Origin of the sequence: Solwaraspora sp. WMMB335 (assembly GCF_049179075.1) — a bacterium.
Taxonomy (GTDB): domain Bacteria; phylum Actinomycetota; class Actinomycetes; order Mycobacteriales; family Micromonosporaceae; genus Micromonospora_E.
Window position 1 is genome coordinate 6,804,976 of record NZ_JBMHMF010000001.1, and the last position, 24,709, is coordinate 6,829,684.

Consider the following 24,709-nt stretch of genomic DNA (forward strand, 5'->3'; position numbering starts at 1 on the left):
CTCTTCACCAGCAAGGACATCCGATGTTGACCCATCCGGTTGACCCCTCGTACACCTTGATCGAACCGGCGGATCTCGACCGGGATCCGCTGCCGGACCTGGTGCGCGCCCACGAGGCGCCGCTGCGGGCCGTCGTGACCTGGGCCCGGGAGTACCTTTGCCGCCCGCATCCGGAGCTGGGCCGCAGCGGCAACGTCTGCCCGTATGCGGCTACCGCCCTGGACCGGGGCACCTTCCTACTGACCGTGCAGCCCGGCGCCGATCCGGATCGGCCGCAAACCGCCCAGCGGTTGGCCGGCTATCGTGACTGGTTCCGCGACCTGGCCACGCAGGCCGGCAACGCCCGGATCCATCACACCATCCTGATGCTGCTGCCGGACCTGCCACCGGCCGACGCCAGCGCCGTCGTCGACCGTCTGCAGCGCGACCTGAAAAGCGAGTACGTCGCCCAGGGCCTGATGATCGGCGAGTTCCACGCCGGGCCGCCGGACAAGGCCGGGCTGTGGAACCCGCAGTTCCGGCCGCTGCACAGCCCGGTGCCGATACTGGCGATCCGGCACATGGTGCCGACGGACTATCTGTTCCTGCAGTCGGACCCGGAGCACGTGCGGGTCTATCTGCGGCTCTACGGCGACCAGGTGCCGGCGCACCTGCGCGAACGGATCTCCGGGACGGTCTCGTGAACCAGCTCGACCAGCTCACGGCGGCGCAGAAGCGGGCGTTGCTACGTCGTACCCTGCGCGGTGCCCGGCCCGGCCAGCCCGACTCGCCCGGGCTTCCTGACGTGGCCGACCTGGACGCGATTCCCGACGCGGAGATCGACGTGTTGTTGCGGGCCGTGCTCGCCGAGCGCCGGCAGCGCTCAGCGAGCGAACCGGCCCGGCACCCGGTCAGCTTCGGCCAGCGCCAGATGTGGCTGATGGAGCGGTTCGCGCCGGGGGCCGGCCTGTACCACATGGCGGTGACCCTGCGGCTGCGCGGTCGGCTGGACCTGCCGGCGCTGCGGCGGGCGCTGGCCCGGCTGGTCGCCCGCCACGAGGCGCTGCGGACCAGTTTCGAACTGGTCGACGGTGAACCGGTGCAGGTGGTCGCGGCGCAGGTCACGACGTCCGGCGCGGCTGCGGTCGCCGTACCGCTGGACGTCGTGACGGTGACCGGCGACGGTGCCGCCGGCGAGCTGCGGGCAAGCGAGCTGCGGGCCGACGCGATCCGTCGGCCGTTCGTCCTGGACCGGGCACCGCTGCTGCGGTTGCTGGCGCTGCGTCGCGGCCCCGACGACCATCAGCTCACGCTGGTCGCGCACCACGGCATTCTCGACGAGACGTCCTGGGGCATCGCGCTGCGCGACCTGGGGGAGTGCTACCGCGCCGAGGTCGGTGACGGTGTGCCGCGGCTGCCGGCCCTGCCCTACGGCTACGGCAGGTACGCCCGGCGGCAGCGGGATCCGGCGCGGGCCGGGCGGCGGGAGACCGACCTGGCCTACTGGACGCATCGGTTGACCGGCGCGCCGGAGTTGCTGGACCTGCCGACCGACCGGCCCCGACCGGCGAGGCAGACCTTCCGGGGCGCGTCGGTGCCGCTGGCCGTGCCCGCCGCGACCGCCACCGCGCTGCGGGCCCGCTGCCGGGCGGCGGCCCTCACCCCGTTCCATGCGCTGCTCACCGGCTTCGCCGCGGTGCTGGCCCGGTACAGCCAGCAACCGGACCTGGTGCTCGGCACCCCGGTCAGCACCCGGGGCAGCGACGACGCCGATGTGATCGGCATGTTCGTGGCCACCGTGCCGGTGCGCATCGAGCTGGCCGGTGAGTCGACCTTCGACCAGTTGCTGTCCGTCGTACGCGACGAGTGCCTGACCGCCCTGGAGCACACCGACCTCGCCTTGGACGAGCTGGCCGCCCGGCTGCGGCCCCGGCGCAGCCCGAGCTACTCGCCGGTGTTCCAGGTGATGTTCGTCTACAACGAGGTCCTCGACAACCAGCAGGTCGCGCACTGGCCGGGGCTGACGGTCACCGTGCACGCCCCGCCGACCGAGACCGCCCGCTACGACCTGACCCTGCTGGTCTGGCCGCAGGACGGCGGGCTGGCCGGACGGTTCGACTACAACGCCGACCTGTTCGACGCGGCCACCGTCGAGCGGCTGGCCGGACACCTGGTGCGGATGCTCGACGTGCTGGCCACCGACCCGGGCCGGTCGGTCTGGTCGGTCCCACTGCACGAGGTCGCCGTGCGGCCAGCCCATCGCTATCCACCCGGTGGGTTGGTGCCCGAGCTGATCGAGGCGCAGGCGGCCCGGACGCCGGGCCGGCCGGCGGTGATCGACGGGGACACCGAAATCAGCTACGCGCAGCTGCTGGAGCGGGCCCGCCGGCTGGCCAGTTGGCTGCGTGGGCGTGGTGCCGGGCCACAGACGCGGGTCGGGCTGGCACTGCCGGCGGGCGCGGACGCGCTGACCGCGCTGCTCGGCATCCTGCTGTCCGGCGCGGCGTATCTTCCGGTCGATCCGCGCGATCCGCGCCGGCCGGACCTGCTCGCCGACGCCGGCGCGCTGCTGGAGCTGACCGAGCTGCCGCAGCTGTCCGGCGGGCCGGGTTACCGCCCGGTTCCGCTGGATGCGGGCGTCGCCGCCTACGTCATCTACACCTCCGGCTCGACCGGACGCCCGAAGGGGGTGGTGGTGCCGCACGGCGCCGCCCGCAACCTGGCCCTGGCGTTTCGCGACCGGCACGGATTCGGCCCCGGGGACCGGATCCTGATGATCCCGCCGTTGAGCTTCGACGCCTCGGTCGGCGACATGCTGCCGGCCTGGACCAGCGGTGCCGCCCTGGTGCTGCATCCGGAGCCGGCCGCGCTGACCGGGCCCGGCCTGCTGGCCTTCTGCGCGAGGCATCGGATAACCACGGTGGACGCGCCGTCGGCGCTGTGGCAGCGGTGGGCGCAGGAGCTGGCCGCCACGGCCGAACCGGTGCCGGTGCCCGACTGCCTGACCCGGATGATGGTCGGTGGTGAGCCGGTGCCGCTGGGCCGGCTGCGGCAGTGGGCGGCGGCCACCGGCGGACGGACCACCCTCTACAACCACTACGGCCCGACCGAGGCGACCGTCTGCGCCACCACGTACGCGACCGTGGCCGGGACGGAGCTGGCGGCGTCGGTGACCGAGCTGCCGATCGGCGTGCCACTGCCGAACGTGCATGCCTATCTGCTGGACAAGCGCGGGATGCCGGTCCCGCCAGGGGTGCCGGGCGAGCTGTATCTCGGCGGCGCCGGGGTGGCCACCGGCTACCACGGCCGGCCGGCACTGACCGCGGCGGCGTTCGTGCCCGACCCGTTCAGCGGCGCGCCGGGTGCCCGGATGTACCGCACCGGGGATCTCGCCCGGTGGGGGGCCGGCGGCCAGTTGGAGTTCCTCGGCCGGGCCGACCACCAGATCAAGATCCGGGGCCGACGGATCGAACTCGGCGAGGTGGAGGCGGCGCTGGCCGGCTGTCCCGGGGTACGGCAGGTCGCCGTGCTCGCCCCGGTCGACGAGCGGGGTGACCGCTTCCTCGCCGCCTACGTGTCCGGTGCCGGACTCACCGGCGTCAAGTTGCGCGAACTCGCCCGCCAACGGCTGCCGGACTACCTGGTACCCACCTCGTACACCTTTCTCGACGAGCTGCCGCTGACCGGCCATGGCAAGGTCGACCGGGCGCGGCTGCCGGCCCCGGCACCGGCCACCCGGCCCGAGGTGGCGCCACCGGTGAGCCGCACCGAGCAGGCGGTGGCCCGCGTCTGGTCGGCGGCGCTGGGCGTGGACCCGGTCGGCCGGCACGACAGCTTCCTCGATCTCGGCGGGCATTCGCTGCTCGCCGCCGGGGTGCTGGCCGCGATCAGCGTGGAATGCGGCGTGGAGGTGCCGCTGGTCGCGCTGTTCGAGACCGCCACCCTGGCCGAGCTGGCCGACCGGATCGACCGGATGCGGCGTTCGCGGCCGGCCACGGCCGAAGACCCGCCGCCGGCCGCGACAACGGCGGCCGCGACGGTGCCTGCCCAGGCGGTGCCGGACCTGCGGGCCGAGGCGGTCCTGCCGGCCGATGTGCCGGTTCGGCTGGGTACCGGCATCGGCGGCCTGGCCGGGCGTACGCCGCGCCGGGTCCTGCTGACCGGGGCCACCGGCTTCCTCGGTGCCTTCCTGGCCGATGAGCTGCTTCGCCGCAGCGACGCCCGGCTGGTGTGCCTGGTCCGCGCCGGCTCGGCGGCCGAGGGTCTGGCCCGCGTCGAGACCGCCCTGCGCCGCTACCAGCTCTGGCGACCCGGGTACGCCGAGCGCGTCGAACCGCTGCTCGGCGACCTGGCGTCGCCCCGGTTCGGTCTGACCGGCGCGCGCTGGAGCGAACTCGCCGATCAGCTCGACACGGTCGTGCACAACGGTGGCGCGGTCAACTTCCTGCACCCGTACCAGCGGCTGCGCCCGGCCAATGTGGCCGGCACCGTCGAGGTGCTGCGGTTGGCCGCCACCGGTCAAGACACCGCCGTGCACTACGTCTCCACTCTCGGCGTGTTCCTCGGTGAGCGCTACCGGGAGACGACGGTCACCGAATCGGCGGCACCGGCCGACCCGACCGGCCTGACCAGCGGCTACAACCAGAGCAAGTGGGTGGCCGACGCCCTGGTCCGCGCCGCCCGCGACCGCGGGCTGCCGGTGACCGTGCACCGCCCCGCCCGCATCACCGGGCACAGCCGGACCGGGGCGAGCAACCCGGACGACTACTTCAGCGCTCTGCTCAAGGGCTGCCTGGAGGTGGGTGGGGTGCCGGACCTGGCCGATCCGGCGGACATGGCACCGGTGGACTACGTGGCCGCGGCGATCGTCACCCTGGCCGACGAGGGCAGCGACGGGCACTACTACAACAACCAGACGATCGGCTACCCACAGATCGCCGCCGAGTTGGGCCTGCCGCTGCTGCCGTACCCGCACTGGCGGGAGCGCATCCGTGCCGGGGCGGCGGCCGGGACGCTCACCGCGTTCGCGCCGTACGCCGCGGCGTTGCCCCAGCCGGACCGGTCGCTGCGGCAGCCGGTGTTCGACTGCACGGCGACCGAACGGACGGCGGCGGCAGCCGGATCGCGCTGCCCACCGGCCGATCGGGCATTGCTGCGTCGCTACCTGGAGTTCTTTGACCGCACCGGATTTCTTGCCGGTGCCCGCACCGAGGAGGCGCACCGTTGACGGCGTTGCTACGCGGGTTCGGCGTGCTCTGGTTCGGCCAGACCGTCTCCGTCGTCGGGTCGGCGCTGACCGGATTCGTCCTCGGGGTCTGGGTGTACCAGAGCACCGGCTCGGCCACTCAGTTCGCGATCATCTCACTGTCGGCGGTGGTGCCCGGGATCGTGCTCGCGCCGATCGCGGGGGTGCTGGCCGACCGGCGGGACCGACGCGGGTTGATGCTGATCGCGGATGCCGCCGCCGGGGCGGTGACCGCCTGTGTGGCCGTACTGCTGTGGACCGACCAGCTGACGGTCTGGCACATCTACCTGGCCACGGCGGTCACCGCGGCGTGCAACACCGTGCACCTCACCGCCTTCTACGCGATGCTGCCGTTACTGGTGCCGCGCGAGGCGCTGGGTCGGGCCAACGGTCTGATGCAGATGACCCAGGCCGCGCAGATCGCCGCCCCGCTGCTGGCCGGTGCGCTGGTCGGCACGATCGGGCTACGGGGGGTGGTCCTGATCGATCTGTGCACCATGGTGGTCGGGATGACGTTGCTCGTCGCCGCCCGGCTCGACCGTTCGGCGACCGCCGCCCCCGGCGCGGGCAAGCAGGTCACCCTGGGTGAGGATCTCGGGCACGGCTGGCGGTTGTTGCGGGCCCGGCCCGGGCTGTTCCAGCTCGCCGTGCTGTTCGGCGGATTCAATCTCCTGTTCGCGATGGCCGGCGTGCTGGTCCAACCGCTGATCCTGTCCTTCGGGTCAGCGGCCACGCTCGGTGTGCTGATGTTCGCCGGCGGCACCGGGCTGTTCGCCGGCGGTCTGGTGATGAGCGCCTGGGGCGGGCCGAAACGCCGGGTGTCCGGGATCCTCGGCTTCCTGGCGTTCGGTGGTGTCGTGCTGGCGCTGCACGGTCTGCGGCCGTCGGCCTGGCTGATCGCGGTGGTCGCGCCGCTGTTCCTGTTCATTCTGCCGATCGTCAGCGGCAGCACGCTGACCCTGGTGCAGGTGAAGACCCCGGCCGAGTCGTTGGGCCGGGTGGTGGCGACCACCCGCATGATCGGCCAGGCGGCCACGCCGTTTGCGTACCTGGTCGCCGGGCCACTCGCCGACCGGGTCGCGGAGCCGGCGATGGCGCCGGACGGGGCACTGGCCGGCAGCGTCGGCGTCCTGATCGGCACCGGACCCGGACGGGGTATCGCCTTGATCTTCTGGGTGATCGGCGCCGGGATGCTGCTGCTGACCCTGGTGGCCGTCACCCGGCCCCGGCTGCGCCGGCTCGAAACCGAGCTGCCCGACGCCGCCGGGTCGTCCGACGCCGCCGATGAGCCCTCGGAGCCGGCGCGTCAGCCGGAGAAGGAGAGACCACGTAGTGCCTCTCAACCTGCCTGACCGCGAACGTCGCGGCTACCTCGACGGGCGGGCACCCGTCGCGCATCTGGACCTGCTGCACGCGGCGGGCTTCCGGGCCGCCGGCGCGGCCGGGCGGCTGGGGTCTTCCAAGCGCTGGCGCAGGGCCCGTCGACGGCCAAGGAACTCGCCGCCCGGCTCGACTGCGACGAGGCGGCGCTGGAGATCCTGCTACGGGCGCTGGCCGACTTCGGCTACGTCGAGCCGGCCACCGCCGCGACTGCCACCGCCGCGACTGCCGCCGCCGCGACCACGACCCGGGCGGCCGCCGGCCCGTGGCGCAACACCCCGGCGACCGCGGCGTTCCTGTGCGGCGATGCCGCGGACAGCTACGCGGTGGTCTTCTCGTTCTGGCAGCAGGTCCTGTTCGAACACTGGGACCGGTTGGAGGAGACGGTCCGCACCGGGACGCCCGCCGCCGACTTCTACCGCTGGCTGGAGGAACGCCCCGACACGTTGCGCGAGTTCCAGACCATGCTGGACCGGCAGGCCCGGATGCTGGCGCCCGAGGTGGTCGAGCACGTCGCGGTGCCAGCGGGCCCGGCGCGCCTGGTCGACATCGGCGGCGGGCATGCCGGCTACAGCATCGCGTTCTGCCGGCAACACCCCCAGTTGCGGGCCGTCGTACTGGATTTGGCCGGCGCCCTGGCCACCGGAGCCCGGGCGGTCGCCGAGGCCGGATTGGCCGACCGGATCGCCACCGAAGCCTGGGACATCACCGGCGACCAGCCGATCCCCGGGCCACCCGCCGACGTGGTCCTGCTGTTCAACATCGTGCACGGCTACCGGCCGGCGCGGAACCGGGAACTGCTCCGACGGGTGGCCGCGCAGACCGCGGTGGGCGGCACCGTGGCTCTGGTCGAGCCGCTGAACGATCCGGCCTCGTCCGGTTCGGCCAGTGGCGACGCGTTCGTCAAGCTGTTCAGCCTCAACCTGTTGCACGGCCAGGGCGGCCAGGCCTACCCGTACGAGGAGATCGCCGGCTGGTTGCGTGCGGCCGGCTTCGGCGACGTACGAGCGCGTGCCCTGGCCGCCTCGCCGAACGACCACCTGATCCTCGCCACCCGGCAACCAGCCGGCTGAGCGGCCGTGACGGTGGGCGACCCAGTTCTGTCGTACCTGTGTTCTAGCGTCGATGTGACCGACAGTGCCCAGGCTCTACCCAGACGGGTCGAGCCCGTCGATGGTCGACAGCCGGGGCGGTCGGTGGCGGCCGAACAGCGCAACGGGGGTCGGTCGCCGCCGGCCGCACCGGCCCGCACGGTGAGGAGAAACGATGCTGATCGACTGTGACACCTGCGCGGTACGCGGCACGGGGTGCGGCGGTTGCCTGGTCAGCGCCTTGATCGAGACACCTCGTGAGGTGACCGGGCTGGCCGCCGACGAGCGGTACGCGATCGAGGTGTTCGCCCGGGCCGGCTTTGACGTGCAGGTGCTGCCGGAGTCGACCCGCCCGCCCGGACGCAGTCGCCGGGCCCGACCACGCCGCCGCGTCGCCTGAGCCCGCCAGGACCCTGTTGCCTGAGCCCGCCAGGACTTTCGGCCCCTCTACCGGGGCGCTGCTGCTGATGGCCGGCCGCCGGCCGGCGACCACCGCGCATAGGATTGCCGGATGGCTCACCGGCAGGAGCAGCAGTCGTGACCCCACGCGCCGCGGCGCTGTTCTCCCTCGCCGCGCTCCTGGTCGGGCTCGCCGTGACCGCCGCGGTGCTGGTGCCCTGGCGGCAGCCGCCCGCCCCGCGCGCCGATCAGGTGGCCGCGTTGCGCGACCTGCCCGCCGAGCAGGTCCAGCGTGGCCGGGCGTTGCGTTCGGCGCTGCGTCCCGGCCGGCTCACGGCCCTGTTGCTCGGCCTCGCCGTGGCCCTGTTGCTCGGCCTCACCCCGCTGGGCGCCGGGCTGATCGAGGCCGCCGGACGGCCGTTCGGCGGCCACTGGGTCGCGCAGGCCCTGTTCGGCGGGCTACTCGTGGTAGTCGTGGGCGATGTGCTGACGCTGCCGTTCGCGGTGTGGCGGCACCGGGTCCTGAGCGACCACGGGCTGGTCACCCAGGGGTGGGCCGGTTGGGCCACCGACCTGGCCAAGTCGTACGCGATCAGCGCGGTGCTCGGCGCGCTCGCGCTGCTCGCCTTCTACGGCGTGACCCGGCTCGCGCCGCGATGGTGGTGGGCGTTCGCCTCGGCCGGCGTCGCGGTCGGGGTGGTGCTGCTGTCGTTCATCCTGCCGGTGCTGGTCGAGCCGGTGTTCAACAGGTTCACGCCGATGCCGGCCGGCCCGTTGCGCACCGAACTGCTGGCGCTGGCCGAGCGCGACGGCGTTGCCGTGCGTGACGTGCTGGTCGCCGACGCGTCGCGACGGACGAGAGCGGTCAACGCCTACGTGTCCGGGTTCGGGCCGACCCGGCGGATCGTCGTCTACGACACGATGCTGCGCGAGGCGCCACCGGTGGAGGTGGCCGCCGTGGTGGCCCACGAACTCAGCCATGCCAAGCATCGTGACGTCCTCACCGGCACGGTGCTGGCCGCGATCGGCGCGGCAGCCGTGGTCATCGGGATCTATCTGCTCGGTGGCTGGGACGCACCGGTGCGGGCCGCAGGCGTCACCGACATCGCCGACCCGCGCGCGTTCGCGCTGCTGGTGGCGGTCGTCACGGTCGTCGGGCTGGTGGCGACGCCGGCCCAGGCACTGCTGTCACGGCGTATCGAGGTACGGGCCGACGCACACGCGCTCGCCCTGCACGGTGACCCGGCGGCGTTCGAAGCGGTGCACCGCCGGTTGTCCGCGGTGAACCTGTCGGATCCCGATCCACCCCGCTGGGAGCACCTGTACTGGGCCACCCACCCATCCACTGTGGAACGGATCGCGGCGGCCCGCGCCCACGCCCGGGGAGACGGCCGGTGAACCGTACTCTGCTGATCACCAACGATTTCCCGCCGCGGCCGGGTGGCATCCAGTCGTTCGTGCACAACCTGGCGCTGCGGCAGCCGGCCGGCAGCATCGTCGTCTACGCCTCCAGCTATGCCGGCGCCGCGCGATTCGACGCCGAGCAGCCGTTCGAGGTGATCCGTGATCCTGCCGGCATGCTGCTGCCGACACCGGCGGTGGCGCGCGAAACCGCCGCGCTCGCCCGGGTCCGTGGCTGCGGCACCGTCTGGTTCGGGGCGGCGGCACCGCTCGGGCTGCTCGCCGACGGGTTGCGCCGTCGCGGCGGGATCGCCCGCGCGGTGGCCCAGACCCACGGCCACGAGGTGGGCTGGGCGGCGCTGCCCGGTGCCCGTGCGACACTGCGCCGGATAGCCCGGGGCAACGACGTGCTGACGTACCTGGGGGAGTACACCCGGGTACGGCTGGATCGGGCGGTGCACGGGCTGACCGAGTTGTGCCGGCTCGCCCCCGGTGTCGATCCTGACGTGTACCACCCGGGGGTCGACGGCACCGCGGTCCGCCGCAGGCACCGGCTGTCCGACCGACCGGTGGCCGTCTGCGTCTCCCGGCTGGTGCCCCGCAAGGGCCAGGACACGCTGATCCGTGCGTGGCCCCGGGTGCTCCGGCAGGCGCCGGGTGCCGCGCTGCTCATCGTCGGCGGCGGGCCCTACCGCGACCGGCTGCGGCGGCTGGCGCACCGGGTCGGGGTGGCCGACGACGTGGTCTTCACCGGCGCGGTCGCGTCGGCCGAGCTGCCCGCCCACTACGCGGCCGGCGACGTGTACGCGATGCCGTGCCGCACCCGCCGCCGCGGGCTCGATGTGGAGGGCCTCGGCATCGTCTACCTGGAGGCGTCGGCCACCGGGCTGCCGGTGGTGGCCGGTGACTCCGGCGGCGCGCCGGACGCGGTGCGTGACGGCGAGACCGGGTACGTCGTCGACGGTCGGGACCCGATCCGGGTGGCCGACCGGGTGGCGGGGCTGTTGACCGACCGGGAGCTGGCCCGGCGGATGGGGGCGGCCGGACGGGACTGGGTGGACCGGGAGTGGCGGTGGGACGCTCAGGCCCAGCGGATGACGTCGTTGCTCGGCGCCGTCCGGTTCAGGTGAGCCGTCGGGCGATGCCGGCCAGTCCGGGTTCAGGTGAGCCGGTCGGCGATGCCGGCGGCGGGCCCGGGACGACCGAAATGCCAACCCTGTGCGGCGTCGCAGCCGATCGCCTGCAGCCGTTCGGCCTGGCCGGCGGTCTCCACGCCCTCGGCGGTCACCGTCAGGTCCAGGGTGTGCGCCAGGTTCACCAGGGTCGACAGGATGCTCTCGTCGGTGCGGTCGGTGCTCGTCGGCGCGCGGAGCCCTTCGACGAACTTGCCGGCCAGCTTGAGCTCCTGCACCGGCAGGGAACGCAGGTACGACAGGTTCGAGTAGCCGGTGCCGAAGTCGTCGATGGCGATCCGTACCCCGAGGTCGGCGAGCTCGCGCAGGGTACCTACCGGTCCGTCGGCGGTGCTCATCACCGCGCTTTCGGTGATTTCCAGCTGCAGCCGGTCGGCGGGCAGCCGGGTGTCGTCGAGCACCTCGGTCACGTACTGCACCAGGCCGGGGTCGTTGATCTGGCGGACCGCCAGGTTGACGCTGACGAACGGCGCGGCCGGGCTGCGGTCCAGCCAGCGCCGTGCCTCCCGGCACGCCTCGGCCAGCACCCGGGAGCCGAGCCGGACGATCAACCCGGAGTCCTCGGCCAGCGAGATGAACCGGTCCGGCCCGAGGACGCCGAGCGTGGGGTGCCGCCACCGGACCAGCGCCTCCACTCCCAGCAGGGCTCCACCACGCAGCGACACCAGCGGCTGGTAGTCCAGGAAGAACTCGCCCCGGTCGAGCGCGGCGGGCATCGCGGCGCTCAGCGCGTAGCGGGCGATCTGGTGTTCGTTGCGGACCGGATCGAACAGCGCCCACCGGCCCTTGCCGGCGGCCTTCGCCCAGTGCAGGGTGACGTCGGCGGCCTGCATCACCTCGCTCGGGGTGGTTCCGGCGACCTGCCGTTCCACGATTCCGATGCTGGCGGTGACGGTCAGCTCGTGCCCGTCGACGATCGCCGGCTCGCCGATCGCGGCCAGGGCCGCGTCGGCGACCTTGAGCGCGTCGTCGGTGCAGGTCGTGTTCGCCACCAGGATGACGAACTCGTCACCACCGATGCGGGCGACCAGGTGTTCACCGGCGCCGCGACGCAGGCGTTCGGATACCGACACGAGCAGCAGGTCGCCGATGCGGTGCCCGAGGGTGTCGTTGACCACCTTGAACCCGTCGAGGTCGACGAAACAGACCCCGAGCCGGCGTCCGGCCGCGTTCGGCGCGCTGAACACCGCTTCCAGCTGCTGGGTGAACAGGCTGCGGTTGGGTAGGTCGGTCAGCGGGTCGTGGGTGGCTCGGTGCCGGTAGCGGGCTTCGCTCTCCCGTAGCGCGATCTCCGCCTGTTCCCGGGCGACCAGCGCGGCCCTTCGGATGGTCTCCTGCTCGTCGAGGGTGCGGTCGCGCAGGGCGCGGGCGTAGCCGGTGGCCACCCCGCCGAGCAGCCGGGCCATCCGGTCCACCAGCTCGGCGTCGTCGATGTCCAACTCGTGCAGGAGCGGTAGCTCCCGCAGCCGTCCCGGGTCCCGCATCAGCCGCAGGTCGAGCACCTCGATGGTGCGGCCGAGCCCTTCGGCCGAGGCAATGTGCGCGGCGACCAGTTCGGCACCGACCTGGTATCCGGGCCGGACGGTGAACGGCTCGGCACGTAGCGCCGTGACCAGCCGTTGAGTCATCTGGGCGAGGAACTGTTCGAGCTGGGCCTGGGTCATCGGTAGATAGCTGGTCCCGGTCACCGCCTTCGCCCAGGCCCGGGCGACGACGGTGATGCCCGGTGTTCGCTCACCGGGCGGCTCATCCGGGGCACCGGACCGATCAGCCACCGAGCCGGCCTACCCCGCCCATGAAGACGGCGCGCTCGGCGTCGTCGGCGTCGTCCGGGGACTCGGGCCGCCACTGCGGCACCCAGACGACGCCTGGCTCGACGAGCTCGAACCCGTCGAAGAAGGCGGTCAGCGCGGCGCGTGAGCGGATGTTGAGCGGGTTGTCGGTACGCTGGTAGATCTCGTCCGCGTCGCGACGTTCGTCGTCACTGCGTCCGTCGTCGCTGGCCTGCGACAGGACCAGACAGCTGCCCGGCGCGAGGGAGTCGCGCAGGGCGGCCAGGATCGCGGCCGGGTCGTCCGCGTCCGGCACGAAGTGCAGCACGGCGACGATCATCACCGCGACCGGCTGGTCGAAGTCGAGCAGCTTGCGTAGCTGGGGATCGTGCAGGATCCGCTCGGGGTTGCGTAGGTCCTCGTGCAGGATGACGGTCCTGTCGTTGCCGACGAGGATCTCCCGGCTGTGTGCCACTGCGACCGGATCGACGTCGACGTAGGCGACCTTCGATTCGGGCGCGAGGCGCTGGGCTATCTCGTGCACGTTGCCCACAGTGGGAATGCCGGAACCGATGTCGAGGAACTGACGGATACCCGACTCGACGAGAAATTGCACCGCCCGGCGCAGGAACGCCCGGTTGGCCTGTGCCATCAATGGGGCCTCGGGAACAGCGGCGATCATCGCCTGGGCGGCGGCCCGGTCGGCGGCGAAGTTGTGCGAGCCGCCGAGGTAGTAGTCGTACATGCGGGCGACGCTCGGCCGCTCGACGTCGATGCTTTCCGGTGCCCAGTGCGGCCGTTCCATATGCGCCCCTTTGTCCCTGACCTGCCTGTTTCATGCCTCGCTGACAGCGGTAGCTATTGTGCCCGTTCCGTGCCCGGGCATCCAGACCGTCCGTGTCGCGACGACACCTGCGCCGCGCCGGACAGGTGCCCGAGCAGGGCGATCAGGCGGTGTGACGTGGGCCGGCCCACCCGCCGCCGGCACCACGTGACCCCACGTTCAGAACTTCGGTGCGTCCGGGGCCTCCAGCAGCCCCAGCCGCAGCGCGGTCATCAGCGCCTGCGCCCGGTTGGCCGCACCCAGCTTCTCGTACAACTTGGAGATGTGCGTCTTCGCCGTGGACTCGCTGACGAACAACTGCTTGGCGATCCCCGCGACGCTCATGCCGTCGGCGAGCAGCCGCAGCACCTGGCCCTCCCGGGGGGACAGCTGCGGCCCCGACGGGGCGAGCCGACGCTTCATCGCCTCGGCCAGGTCGGCCGCGGTGAACGCGCTCGGCGAGGAGGCCGCATGGCGGGCCGCCGCCACGACCTCGTCGGCCGGTGCGGTCTTCGGTACGAAGGCACTGGCGCCCGCTTCCAGCGCGCCGAACAACTGGTCGTCGCCGGCGTACATGGTGAGCACCACGATGCCCATGGTGGAACTGGACTTGCGCAGGGCCCGGGTCGCTTCGAGGCCGCTGCCGTCCGGCAGCCGCAGGTCCATGATCACGACGTCGGGCTGCAGGGCGCCGGCCTGCCGTACGCCTTCCGCTGCGGTTGCGGCCTCACCGACGACCTCGAACTGCCGGTCCCGCTCAAATGCGTGCCGCAGGCCCTTGCGGATAAGGTCGTGATCATCGACAAGCAGGACCTTGGTCCGGGTAGTCGGTGTGGGGCTGGTGGTCATGCTGTGGCTACTCCCCTTCTGATGCTGTCACGCTATCGCGCACGCTATCGCGCCGGGGCGAGGTTCCGAGCACCACTGCCACGGTCGTTCCGCTCGGGTGTCGTGGCCTGATCTCCAACCGGCCCCGGATACGTTCCGCTCTCTCCGCCATGATCGCAAGACCGTACCTTCCATCTGGACGCTGGTCGGCGATCCCCTGACCGTCATCCGACACTTCTATTTGCGCATACGGCGGGTCGATGTCGCACGTCACCCACAGATTCGCCGCACCGGCGTGCTTACGCGCATTGGTAATCGCCTCCTGGGCGATGCGCAGAAGTTCCGCTTCGGTCGCCGCCGGCAGCCGCGCGCCCGACTCGTCGAGCGACAGGTGCACCCGCAATCGTCCGGACGAGCCGACCGTCCGGGCGTACTCGGCGATTGCCGCCGCCAGGCCACCGTGCCGGTCCACCTCGCTGCGCAGCTCGAACAGGCTCAACCGCAGCTCGGTGATCACCCGGGTGACCTCGCCGCGCAGCGTGCGTAGCTCGTCGCCGGTCTGCTCGGCTGCCTCCGGCAGGGTGGCCAGCGCGTTGTCGATGCCGTACCCGACCATCACCAGCTCCTGGGCGACCCCGTCGTGGATCTCCCGGGCGAGCCGTTGCCGTTCCTCGTTGGTGGCCAGCGAGCGCACCTCGTCGAACAGCAACGCGGCTTCCAACCGCAGCGCGGCCGGTCGGGTCAGCGCGGTGATCCGGGCCACCACCGATGAGGGGTAGGCGTTGGCGCTGTCCGTCTCCAGGATCACCAACCCGACCGTACGTACCCCCGCGACCAACGGCACGACCAGCGCCGACACGTCGCCGCCAGGATGCGAACGGGCCTGTGAGCGGGCCGCGGTCTGCGGCAGTTGGCTGGCCCAGGCGTCCGCGATCGCCGAGTCGGCGTCCAGCGTCGTCTCCCAGTCCACCCGCTCCAGCCCGGCCTGGGCGAGTACCACCAGCCGCCCGCCGCCGCTGCCGGACAGCACGGCCGTGCGTCCGGCGGGCGCGACCGTCCGCAACTCCTCGATCAGATGCTCGGAGATGCTGCCCGGATCGAGGGTGGCGCCGGGCAGTTGCCGGGCGACACTGCGCAGTTGGGTCAGCAGCCGGGTGGCCTCGGCGTACGGGGCGGGTTTGGCGTCGCCCCGGGCCTGCATCATCTGCTGCAGGGTGCCGGCGGCGAGGATGCCCAGACTGGCCAGGATCAACCACTGTACGCAGACCGCGACGTAGCCGGGCTGGGTGAGCTGCGGCTGGCCGTTGACCGCGGTGAACATCCCGCTGGCGGCCAGCGTCACCGCGGTGACCCCGAGCAGCGCCGTCGCCTCCCGGGTGCGTCGCTGCAGCACGGCCACGGTCAGCGGCACCGACAGGTACGGCAGCATCGCCGAGGCGCCGAGTCCGGCACGCAGGTTGGCCGCCGCCGCCACCTCGCTGGTCGCCATGCCCAGGATGATCACCTCGGCGAACCGACCGATCGGTGCGACGACCGGATGGCGGGGCACCAGGACCGCCGGTGCGCCGGCGATCGCCAGTAGCGCGACCCACCGCAGCTGGCCGAGGTCACGCGTGGTGATCAGGGTCAGCACCGCGACGAGCGCGAGCATGACCAGACGCGCCACCGCGGCGAGGGGATGCGGACGGGGCGCCTCGGACATCGATGCGGACACGTGACGGATGGTAGTCAGCCCCCGTAGATATCGGTGATCTCGGCACCGTGGTTGGCGTGCACCACGGTCCGTTTCACCTTCAGTGAGGGGGACAGCTCGCCGGTGGCCTCGGTGAAGTCCCGGCTCAGAATGCGGAACTGGCGAATCGATTCGGCACTGGACACGGTGCGGTTGGCCGCCTCGATCGCCCGCTGGATCTCGGCCCGTAACCCGGGATCCTCGCGTAGCTGCGCCACGGTCCGATCGGCCGGGTGGCCGTTGCGCTCCAGCCAGCCCGGCCAGGCCTCTTCGTCGATGGTGACCAACGCGGCGATGAACGGCTTCCGGTCGCCGATCACCATGCATTGGCTGACCAGGGGATGAGCCCGCAGCAGGTCCTCCAACACGGCCGGTGCCACGTTCTTGCCGCCGGCGGTGACGATCAGTTCCTTCTTGCGACCGGTGATGCTCAGATACCCGTCGCCGTCGAGCTGCCCGAGATCGCCACTGCGGAACCAGCCGTCGTCGGTGAGCGCCTCAGCGGTCTGTTCCGGGTTGTTCCAGTAGCCCTCGAACACGAGGTCGCCCTTGACCAGGATCTCGCCGTCGTCGTCGATCCGGACACTGACGCCGGGCAGCGGCCGGCCGACGGTACCGATGCGGATCGCGTGTTGCAGGTTCACCGACACCGCCGGGGAGGTCTCGGTCAATCCGTACCCCTCGTAGATGGTGACCCCGACGCCCCGGAAGAAATGCGCCAGCCGGGTGCCCAGCGGCGCCCCGCCGGAGATCGCGGTGCGACACCGTCCGCCGAGGGCGGCCCGCAGTCTGCGGTAGACGAGCACGTCGAACGCCGCGTGCTGGACCCGCAGCAGCAGGCCCGGTCCGCCGGGGGAGTCGAGGGCCTCGCTGTACGTCACCGCGACCCGGTCCGCGCGGTCGAAGATCGCGCCCTTGCCCTCGCTGTGGGCGCGTTGTCTGGCCGTGTTGTAGACCTTCTCGAACACCCGTGGTACGGACAGCACGAATGTCGGACGTACCGTGGCCAGGTCGTCGACCAGGTTCCTGGGATCGGCGGCGTGTGTCAGGGCGACTCTGGCCCGTACCGCGCCGATCTGGATCAGCCGGGCGAACGAGTGCGCCAGCGGCAGGAACAACAGGGTGGCCGCTCCCTCGTGGAACAGGTTCGGCAACCCGGGGATCGCGTTGGCCACGTCGGCGTACATGTTGCGGTGGGTGAGCACGCAGCCCTTCGGCCGTCCGGTGGTGCCACTGGTGTAGATGATCGTGGCGAGGCCACCGGCGGTGAGCTCGCGGCGCCGTTGCTCGACCTGGGCCGCGTCGACGGTGTCACCGCGGGCGATGACGTCGTCGACGCCGCCGGTGTCGAGTTGCCAGACGTCGCGTAGCGCGGGTACCTGGTCGCGGATAGCGGCAACGGCCATCGCGTGGCCGTTGGTCTCGACGAAGCAGGCGACCGCGCCGGAGTCGGCCAGGATCCAGGCGATCTGGTCCGGGCTGGAGGTCTCGTAGATCGGCACGGTGACCCCGCCGACCGACCAGATGGCGTAATCGAGCAGGGTCCACTCGTACCGTGTCTTGCTCATCAGCCCGACCCGGTCCCCGACGCGGATACCGGCGCCGATCAGACCGCGACCGACGGCGATCACCTCGTCGCGGAACTGTCGGCAGGTCACCTCGGTGTGGCCGGCCGGTCCGGGCCGGGTGAACTGCACCGCGTCCGGGGTGGTCTCGGCGTTGTCCCAGACCGAGTCGGTCAGGTTGGCGGCGTCGCCGACCGTGACCACCGGTGGTACGGAGAACTCGCGCACCTGCACTCCCTCGCGCTCGCGGGCGGAGCCGGCGGCGTACCCACGGGCGGGGGTACGGGTCCGGCTACCCGAAACCTACCGGGCCGGCGTTGACCAGCGACGTCAGCCCGCCGATGCCGGCCGCTCGCTTGATCTTGCCTCCGCACGGGGTAGCCTGCCCCACATGGCGGAGTCCTCCACCAAGTCGATCGTGATCGCCGCACCCGCGACCCGGGTGACTGCGGTGATCTGCGACTTCGCGCGTTACCCCGAGTGGACCGAAGCGCTCGACCGGGTCGAGATTCGCGAGGAATACGAGGACGGGTACGCCTGCCTGGTTCATTTCGTGCTCGACGCCGGCGTGTTGGTTGACGAGTACGACTTGGTCTACGAGTACGCCGAGGACGTCTCCCGCATCGAGTGGCGGCTGGCCGAGCCGTCGAGGATGCAGCGCCGACAGAACGGGTCGTACGACATCGAGGACAACGGTGACGGTACCACCACCGTGACTTACACGCTGGAGGTGGAGCTCTCCGTCGGGATGCTGGGCATGTTCCGTCGCAAGGCCGAGAAGATGATCATGGATGCCGCCCTCACCCAACTCAAGCGTCGGGTAGAGCAGTCCGGCGCGGAAACCGGGTAGGAGACGGCAGATGGCGGCATCGGATCCCCACTCGGCACGCGCCGAAGCGGAGCGGCTGGTGGCTACCGCCCTGGCCATGGCGCAGTTGGCGGCGCGTGGGCAGCGGCACGGTGCCGCTGGTCTCGGCGTGTTGCGGGACCTGCTCGGTGGCGGCGCTCCGATGGCCACCGGTGAGCAGGTCTGCTGCGTCTGCCCGATCTGCCGGGCGATCACCGCACTGCGCGATCCGAGCCCCGAGCTCGCCGCCCGGCTGGCGACCGGCGCCGGCGACTTCGCCGCCGGTATGGCCAGCCTGCTGCGCGCCCTGGCCCCGCCGCAGCCGGCAGCCCCGCCGCAGCCGGCAGCCCCGCCACCCGCCGGGTCGCCAACTGACGCCGCGGCCGATCCGGCACCCGCGAACGAGCACGATCCCCCGTCCGGCCGGTCGGCCTCGGACGACGAGGTGTGGCGGTGGGCCACCCGAACCAGGGATGATTCGGACTCAGCGGGTGAGCGGGACGTCTGGTCAGCCGCCACGAACGCCCCCGTCGACGATCCGGACCCTGCCCCGGACAGCCCCGGCGGCCCGGCATCAGGATCAGCCTGACCGGGTACCAGGATTCGGGCGGGCGATGGCCGGTGCGGCGACTGTCGGCCGCCGACGGACAGGACCGGGTGGGCACCGGCGCGCGCAGCGCACAGCAGAGGGGAGCGGCAGCGGTGACGCTGACCATCGGAGTCGACATCGGCGGCACCAAGGTCGCCGGTGGGGTCGTCGATCCGGACGGGAAGGTCCTGGCGCAGACCCGGCACGAGACACCGGCCGACGACGTGGCCAAGACCCGCGATGTGATCGTCGAGGTGGTGCTGGAGCTGGCGGCCACGCACCCCGTCACCGCGGTCGGGGTCGGAGCTGCCGGATGGATCGACGCCGGTCGGTCGACAGTGCTGTTCGCCCCGAACATCGCCTGGCGCAACGAGCCGCTACGTGACTACGTCAGTGCCGCGGTCGATCTGCCGGTGACGGTGGAGAACGATGCCAACGTCGCCGCCTGGGCGGAGTTCCGCTTCGGCGCGGGCCGTGACGCCGCCGAGTCCATGGTGATGTTCACCGTCGGCACCGGCATCGGCGGCGGCATCGTGCACGGCGGCGACCTGATCCGTGGCGCGCACGGCATCGCCGCCGAACTCGGCCACATGCTGGCCGTACCGGACGGACACCAGTGCGGCTGCGGACGGCTCGGCTGCATCGAGCAGTACGCCAGCGGCAACGCGCTGGTCCGCTTCGCCCGCGCCGGTGCCCGGCAGGAACCGGCACGGGCGACCAACCTGCTCGCCCTCGCCGGCGGCGACGCCGAGGCGATCACCGGGCCGATGGTCACCGCCGCGGCCCGCTCCGGCGACCCGGTGTCCTGCGAGGCGTTCGCCCAGATCGGCCGCTGGCTCGGCATCGGCCTGGCCGATCTGGCACAGATCCTCGACCCGGAGGTGATGGTGATCGGCGGCGGCGTGGTCGAGGCCGGTGACCTGTTGCTCGGTCCAGCCCAGCGGGCGTACACCGAGGCACTCGCCCAGCGGGTACGGATCCCGGTCGCCGAGGTCCGGCCAGCGGAACTGGGCAACACCGCCGGCCTCGTCGGTGCCGCCGACCTGGCCCGCCGACTCTGAACCGTGAGGAGATGGACTGTGCCAGCGCAACAGCCGACCGCGGCGTCCGCCGCGCCGCGCCGAGGCTCCGCCACGATCGAGGACTCGTCGCCGCCGGGCGTGCGGCTGCGGGTGCTGTCGTACAACATCCACGGCCAGCGTGACGCCCGGCGCGCGCTGGCGGAGGTGGTCCGGGAGATCGCGCCCGACGTGGCGATCCTGCAGGAGGGCCCACGGCGGTTGCGGTGGCGGCACAGGTGCGCCGCGCTGGCCGACGACTTCGGCATGGTGGTCGGCGGTGGCGGGTTGCCGGCGCTGGGCAACCTGCTGCTGACCACGCTGCGGGTCCGGGTGAGACGGACCTGGTCGATCCAGTTCCCGCTGACCCCGGGCCGGCACCTGCGCGGTGCCGCCTTCGCCCGCTGTACCGTCGGGTCGGCAGACTTCGTGATCGCCGGGGCGCACCTGTCGACCGACGCCGCGGAGCGACCTGACCAGGCCCGTCGGCTCCACCAGGCGTGCCAGGGTCTCGATGACCCGCTGATCATGGGCATGGACGTCAACGAGACCGCGACCGCCGGCGGTGCCGCGTGGCCGGTCGTGGCCGGTGGGCTCATCGACACCGCCGCGGTGACCGGTCACGGCCGAACGGCGACCTTCCCCTGCCACGATCCCCGGCAGCGCATCGACGCGATCTTCGTCGACCCGCGACTGGTGGTCACCGCGTACCAGGTGGTCGACACCGCCGCGGCGCGCCGGGCAAGTGACCATCTGCCGATCGTCACCGACCTCGTGCTGCCGGCCGGCGACCCACCGGCCGGCGACCCACCGGCCGGCGACCCACCGGCCGACGCCACGTCCGCGCGGGGACTGGACAAGCGGGGCGGCTAGCCGGCACCATTTCGCAGCCGTACAAAAGGAGATTGCCGGTGCCCACTCCTGCTGACTACGACACCCCCGCCACCGGCGCCACCCTGTGGCGCGGTGACCGTCCGGTCTCCGACCAGGGCGAGAACGTCTGCGTCATCGGCGCCGGGGCGAGTGGGCTGTGTGCCGTGAAGAACCTGCGGGAGCAGGGGTTCGGGGTCGACTGCTACGAGCGGGAGACCGGAGTCGGCGGCGCGTGGAACTGGCGGCACGACCGCAGCCCGGTGTACGCCACCACCCATCTGGTGTCCTCGAAACCGTTCAGCCAGTACCCCGACTTCCCGATGCCGGACAGTTGGCCGGACTATCCGCACCACGGTCAGGTGCTGGCCTACCTGGAACGGTACGCGGACCATTTCGAACTGCGCCGGCACATCTGGTTCGGCACCGAGGTGGTCCGGGTCGAGCCGGCCGACGGCGGCCGGTGGGACGTCACCACCCGCAGCGCCGGCGGCAGCGGTGCCGAACGCACCCAGCGGTACGCGGCCGTGGTCGTCGCCAACGGGCACAACTGGTCGCCCAGGATGCCCGAGTACGAAGGACTGTCCGACTTCACCGGCCAGGTGATCCACGCCTCGGCGTACCACGACGCGACCCAGTTGCGCGGACGTCGGGTACTGGTGGTCGGTGGCGGCAACACGGGATGTGACATCGCCGTCGAGGCGGCGCAGCAGGCGGTCCGCTGCTGGCATTCGACCCGCCGGGGCTACTGGTATCCGCCGAAGTTCCTCTTCGGCCGACCCCTCGACCAGATCCACGCCCGAGCGGTGGCGCTGCGACTGCCGTTGCGGCTGCGCCAATGGATCTTCCACCTGGTGCTCCGGCTCACCGTCGGTGATCTGACCCGGTTCGGCCTGCCCGTGCCCGACCACCGGATGTACGAGACCCACCCGATCGTCAACAGTCAGCTCGTCTACTACGCGGGTCACGGCGCGCTCATCCCGGTGCCGGACGTGGCCCGGTTCCGACGGCACTCGGTCGAGCTCGTCGACGGCCGCGAGATCGATCCCGACCTGGTGGTGCTGGCCACCGGCTACCAGCCGCGGTTCGAGTTCCTCGACGGGCAACTGCTCGATGCCGGTGCCGACGGGCGTCCTCAGCTGTACCTGCACGCGTTCGCCCGCAACCGGCCGACCCTGGCGGTGGTCGGCCTGCTGGAGGCGGACTCCGGTATCTTCCCGCTGGTGCACTGGCAGAGCGTGGCGATCGCCCGCTGGCTGCGGACCCGGCTGGCCGATCCGGCGGCGGCGGCCGTGCTGCAGGCGCGTATCGACAGCGAAGCCGGCGCGAGCTGGCACGAGGCGGATGTCGCCGATTCGCCCCGACACTGGTTCGAGGTCAGCCACCTCACCTACCTGCGGGCGCTGCAATCGACGCTGGACAGTCTGGAGGTACCGGCCCGGTGAGCCAGACCATGCCGACCACCCGCATCATCCGTACCAGGGAATGGACCGACCCCGTCGCGCCGGTGCGCCGCGAAGTGCGTCACGTCGACGTGCTACGCGACGAGGGGAAGCCACCGTTGCTGTTCGTCCCGGGCTTCGGCCACGGCGCGTGGGTGTTCGCCGAGCACTGGCTGGAGCGGGCCGCGGAGCGGGGTTTCCCGGCGTACGCGGTCAGTCCACGTGGTCACGGTGCCAGCACGGCAGCGCCGGGCACCGGGTTGCGCGCGTACGTACACGACGTGGTCCAGACGGCGGCCGGGTTGCCCCGACAGGCGGTGCTGGTGGGTCATGGGGCGGGAGCGCTTCTGGTGACCCACGCGCTCGCCCGCTATCCCGCCCGGGCCGCCGTACTGGCCGCACCGGCGCTCGGCGGCTGGACACTGCTCGGTGCGGCGCTGCGCCGTAACCCGGTGGGCACGCTGCCCGCGGTGTTTGGCAGGCCGCTGCGGCTGCGCGCGAACCAGCTGTTCAGCCGCGAACTGCCCGAAGCGCTCGCCGCGTCCTACGTCGACCGGTTGGGCCGGGCGTCCGCCCGGGCCCAGTGGCAGTTGCTGTTCGCCGGCCGGACCGAGCCTGCGGTCGGCGATCCGCCGGTACTGGTGTTGGGCAGTCCGGACGACCGCGTGGTGCCGGCGGCGGCTCTCGACCGGGCCGCTCGTCGCTACGGCGGTGCCCCGTTGCTGTTCCCGGGTATGGGGCACGACCTGATGCTGGACGCACGCTGGGTGGAGCCGATCGACGCGATCCTGGACTGGCTGGACAAGGGCACCGCCTGACCCGTCGACGCTGCACCGGCAGCGTCGACGGACCTCAGGTGGTCAGCCGGTCGGCGAGGGAGCCGGTCCGGTCCAGCGCGGTCAGGTACTTGTGCACCCAGGCACGGATGTCATGGGTGCGCAGGTGCTGACGCATGGACAGCATCCGGTCGGACTTGTCCGTTGCGGACGCCTCCAGGGCGTGCATCAGGGTCAGCTTGAGCCCGTCGAGGTCGTGCGGGTTGACCAGGTATGCCTGCTGGAATTCGGCGGCGGCACCGGCGAACTCGCTCAGCAGCAACGCACCGTCGTCATTCACCCGGGCGGCGACGTACTCCTTGGCGACGAGGTTCATCCCGTCGCGTAGCGGGGTGACCGCCATGATGTCGGCGACCCGGTACAACGCCGCCAGCTCGGCCCGACTGAACGACTGGTTGAGGTAGTGGATGGCCGGCTCGCCCACCCTACCGAACTCCCCGTTGATCCGGCCCACCTCACGTTCCACCCGGTCGCGCAGGATGCGGTACTGCTCGACCCGTTCCCGGCTGGGCACGGCGACCTGCACCATGACCGTGTCGCGAACCTTGACGTGCCCGTCGGCGATCAGTTCGCTGTACGCCTTGAGCCGCTGCTCGATCCCCTTCGTGTAGTCCATCCGGTCGACGCTGAGGATGACGTGCTGGGGATCGCCCAGATCCGCGCGCAGTTGCCGGGCACGATCCGAGACGTCGGGCCGGGCGGCGAGCGACTCCATCTCGGACATGTCGATCGAGACGGGAAACGCGCCGATGCGGACCACCCGGTCGTCGACCGCGACGCGGCGGTCGGTGGCCGGAACCTTGAGTACCTTGCTGGCCAGTTGGGCGAAATTGTGCGCGGCCTGGGCCCGCTGGAAACCGACCAGATCCGCGCCGAGCATGCCGAGCATCAACTCGGCGCGTCGTGGAAGTTGCATGAACAGCTCCGGCGGCGGAAACGGTACGTGCAGGAAGAATCCGATCAACAGATCGGGCCGCATCGCGCGCAGCATGCCCGGCACCAGTTGCAGGTGATAGTCCTGCACCCAGACCAGCGCGCCGGGCTCGGCCGCCGCCGCCGCGGCCTCGGCGAATCGCTGGTTGACCCGCTGGTATGCCTCCCACCAGCGGCGGTGGTACGCCGGTTGTTCGACCGAGTCGTGATAGAGCGGCCACAGCGTCGCGTTGGCGAACCCTTCATAGTGGTCGCGGATGTCCTCATAGGACAGTGAGACGGTGTGCATCCGGACGCCGTCGATGTCCGGCAGGCTCGGGGCGGGGCCGGTGCCGCCGGCCCAGCCGACCCAGGTGGCCGGCGTGTGCTGCAGGATCGGGTGCAGGGCGCTGACCAGACCACCCGGGCTGCGACGCCATTCGCACGCACCATCACGTGCGACGCTGTCGTCCACCGGGAGCCGGTTGGCCACCACCACGAGGGAACTCTGACGCATGAGGGGACCTCGTTTCGCCGCGGCAGCTGCCGCGCATGGCGATTGATCGCGAACTGGTGAGGGATTGACTACGGGAATTATTCCTACTGAGACCAAGTTACGCGAGCGTTACAGGGTGACCACGGTCGTCAATGAGTTTGTTTTTTCGCCATCCGTTGGCCAGGATCAGACGACTGCGCCGTCGTCCGGATCTTCATCCTCCTCGCGATCCGGTCGCAGGCGCCAGATCA

The 24,709-nt window shown here is 71.8% G+C and carries 19 protein-coding genes and 1 pseudogene; 14 read left to right on the plus strand and 6 right to left on the minus strand.

Features of this window, described 5'->3' with window-relative positions; genetic code table 11:
• Positions 1–23: 23 nt before the first annotated feature.
• The 8 genes and pseudogenes from ACN27F_RS29375 (at position 24) to ACN27F_RS29410 (ending at position 10,625) form a co-directional block, all read left to right on the plus strand.
• Positions 24–683, plus strand: a complete 660-nt coding sequence (locus ACN27F_RS29375) for a DUF6875 domain-containing protein (protein WP_421438721.1) — start codon at positions 24–26, stop codon at positions 681–683.
• On the plus strand, positions 680–5,206 hold the full coding sequence (locus tag ACN27F_RS29380) for a non-ribosomal peptide synthetase (protein ID WP_421438722.1): 4,527 nt from the start codon (positions 680–682) through the stop codon (positions 5,204–5,206). The genes ACN27F_RS29375 and ACN27F_RS29380 overlap by 4 nt, the downstream gene beginning before the upstream one ends.
• Positions 5,203–6,576 carry an MFS transporter gene (locus ACN27F_RS29385; RefSeq protein ID WP_421438723.1) on the plus strand — a complete coding sequence of 458 codons (1,374 nt, stop codon included), beginning with the start codon at positions 5,203–5,205 and terminating at the stop codon, positions 6,574–6,576. The genes ACN27F_RS29380 and ACN27F_RS29385 overlap by 4 nt, the downstream gene beginning before the upstream one ends.
• A gap of 111 nt (positions 6,577–6,687) precedes the next feature.
• A pseudogene (locus tag ACN27F_RS29390) lies at positions 6,688–6,825 on the plus strand (methyltransferase type 12); the annotation flags it as partial.
• 105 nt (positions 6,826–6,930) lie between these two features.
• Complete coding sequence (locus ACN27F_RS29395) at positions 6,931–7,677, plus strand: methyltransferase (protein ID WP_421438724.1); 747 nt, start codon at positions 6,931–6,933, stop codon at positions 7,675–7,677.
• Between the two features lie 193 nt (positions 7,678–7,870).
• On the plus strand, positions 7,871–8,095 hold the full coding sequence (locus ACN27F_RS29400) for a hypothetical protein (RefSeq protein ID WP_421438725.1): 225 nt from the start codon (positions 7,871–7,873) through the stop codon (positions 8,093–8,095).
• 137 nt (positions 8,096–8,232) lie between these two features.
• Positions 8,233–9,492, plus strand: coding sequence for a M48 family metalloprotease (locus tag ACN27F_RS29405; protein WP_421438726.1), 1,260 nt, complete (start codon positions 8,233–8,235; stop codon positions 9,490–9,492).
• Positions 9,489–10,625 (plus strand): glycosyltransferase family 4 protein, encoded by a 1,137-nt coding sequence (locus tag ACN27F_RS29410; RefSeq protein ID WP_421438727.1) that lies wholly within the window; start codon positions 9,489–9,491, stop codon positions 10,623–10,625. Before ACN27F_RS29405 ends, ACN27F_RS29410 begins: the two co-directional genes overlap by 4 nt.
• Before the next feature lie 29 nt (positions 10,626–10,654).
• Here the strand turns inward: ACN27F_RS29410 and ACN27F_RS29415 are convergent, their stop codons facing one another.
• From ACN27F_RS29415 to ACN27F_RS29435, 5 genes are all read right to left on the minus strand, one after another.
• On the minus strand, positions 10,655–12,409 hold the full coding sequence (locus ACN27F_RS29415) for a putative bifunctional diguanylate cyclase/phosphodiesterase (RefSeq protein ID WP_421440525.1): 1,755 nt from the start codon (positions 12,407–12,409) through the stop codon (positions 10,655–10,657).
• A gap of 46 nt (positions 12,410–12,455) precedes the next feature.
• Positions 12,456–13,265 (minus strand): SAM-dependent methyltransferase, encoded by an 810-nt coding sequence (locus tag ACN27F_RS29420; protein ID WP_421438728.1) that lies wholly within the window; start codon positions 13,263–13,265, stop codon positions 12,456–12,458.
• Between the two features lie 198 nt (positions 13,266–13,463).
• Positions 13,464–14,132 (minus strand): response regulator transcription factor, encoded by a 669-nt coding sequence (locus ACN27F_RS29425; RefSeq protein ID WP_123602728.1) that lies wholly within the window; start codon positions 14,130–14,132, stop codon positions 13,464–13,466.
• Positions 14,133–14,139: 7 nt separating this feature from the next.
• Positions 14,140–15,813, minus strand: a complete 1,674-nt coding sequence (locus tag ACN27F_RS29430) for a GAF domain-containing sensor histidine kinase (RefSeq protein WP_421440527.1) — start codon at positions 15,811–15,813, stop codon at positions 14,140–14,142.
• A 26-nt stretch (positions 15,814–15,839) separates the two neighbouring features.
• A complete protein-coding gene (locus tag ACN27F_RS29435; protein ID WP_421438729.1) occupies positions 15,840–17,636 on the minus strand; it encodes an AMP-dependent synthetase/ligase in 1,797 nt (598 codons plus the stop codon).
• Positions 17,637–17,799: 163 nt separating this feature from the next.
• Here ACN27F_RS29435 and ACN27F_RS29440 point away from each other — a divergent pair, with 163 nt between their 5' ends.
• The 6 genes from ACN27F_RS29440 to ACN27F_RS29465 all read left to right on the plus strand — a co-directional run bounded on the left by ACN27F_RS29440 (position 17,800) and on the right by ACN27F_RS29465 (position 23,032).
• Positions 17,800–18,258, plus strand: coding sequence for an SRPBCC family protein (locus ACN27F_RS29440; protein ID WP_421438730.1), 459 nt, complete (start codon positions 17,800–17,802; stop codon positions 18,256–18,258).
• 10 nt (positions 18,259–18,268) lie between these two features.
• Positions 18,269–18,844, plus strand: coding sequence for a hypothetical protein (locus tag ACN27F_RS29445; protein ID WP_421438731.1), 576 nt, complete (start codon positions 18,269–18,271; stop codon positions 18,842–18,844).
• A 113-nt stretch (positions 18,845–18,957) separates the two neighbouring features.
• Complete coding sequence (locus ACN27F_RS29450; protein ID WP_421440529.1) at positions 18,958–19,905, plus strand: ROK family glucokinase; 948 nt, start codon at positions 18,958–18,960, stop codon at positions 19,903–19,905.
• A gap of 99 nt (positions 19,906–20,004) precedes the next feature.
• Complete coding sequence (locus ACN27F_RS29455; RefSeq protein WP_421440531.1) at positions 20,005–20,775, plus strand: endonuclease/exonuclease/phosphatase family protein; 771 nt, start codon at positions 20,005–20,007, stop codon at positions 20,773–20,775.
• 38 nt (positions 20,776–20,813) lie between these two features.
• The gene (locus tag ACN27F_RS29460; protein ID WP_421438732.1) at positions 20,814–22,217 is read left to right on the plus strand and encodes a flavin-containing monooxygenase; all 1,404 of its coding nucleotides are present in this window, start codon (positions 20,814–20,816) and stop codon (positions 22,215–22,217) included.
• An 8-nt stretch (positions 22,218–22,225) separates the two neighbouring features.
• Positions 22,226–23,032, plus strand: coding sequence for an alpha/beta hydrolase (locus tag ACN27F_RS29465; RefSeq protein WP_421440533.1), 807 nt, complete (start codon positions 22,226–22,228; stop codon positions 23,030–23,032).
• A gap of 34 nt (positions 23,033–23,066) precedes the next feature.
• Here ACN27F_RS29465 and ACN27F_RS29470 read toward each other — a convergent pair whose 3' ends face one another.
• Positions 23,067–24,479, minus strand: coding sequence for an alpha,alpha-trehalose-phosphate synthase (UDP-forming) (locus ACN27F_RS29470; protein ID WP_421438733.1), 1,413 nt, complete (start codon positions 24,477–24,479; stop codon positions 23,067–23,069).
• Positions 24,480–24,709: the final 230 nt, after the last annotated feature.

What these genes read in the sequence shown, in the direction of transcription:
- ACN27F_RS29420 (WP_421438728.1), bottom strand. Translation starts at nt 13,265, where the DNA reads ATGGAACGGCCGCACTGGGCACCGGAAAGCATCGACGTCGAGCGGCCG.
- ACN27F_RS29430 (WP_421440527.1), bottom strand. Translation starts at nt 15,813, where the DNA reads ATGTCCGAGGCGCCCCGTCCGCATCCCCTCGCCGCGGTGGCGCGTCTG.
- ACN27F_RS29400 (WP_421438725.1), top strand. Translation starts at nt 7,871, where the DNA reads ATGCTGATCGACTGTGACACCTGCGCGGTACGCGGCACGGGGTGCGGC.
- ACN27F_RS29465 (WP_421440533.1), top strand. Translation starts at nt 22,226, where the DNA reads ATGCCGACCACCCGCATCATCCGTACCAGGGAATGGACCGACCCCGTC.
- ACN27F_RS29445 (WP_421438731.1), top strand. Translation starts at nt 18,269, where the DNA reads ATGGCGGCATCGGATCCCCACTCGGCACGCGCCGAAGCGGAGCGGCTG.
- ACN27F_RS29375 (WP_421438721.1), top strand. Translation starts at nt 24, where the DNA reads ATGTTGACCCATCCGGTTGACCCCTCGTACACCTTGATCGAACCGGCG.
- ACN27F_RS29440 (WP_421438730.1), top strand. Translation starts at nt 17,800, where the DNA reads ATGGCGGAGTCCTCCACCAAGTCGATCGTGATCGCCGCACCCGCGACC.
- ACN27F_RS29425 (WP_123602728.1), bottom strand. Translation starts at nt 14,132, where the DNA reads ATGACCACCAGCCCCACACCGACTACCCGGACCAAGGTCCTGCTTGTC.
- ACN27F_RS29470 (WP_421438733.1), bottom strand. Translation starts at nt 24,479, where the DNA reads ATGCGTCAGAGTTCCCTCGTGGTGGTGGCCAACCGGCTCCCGGTGGAC.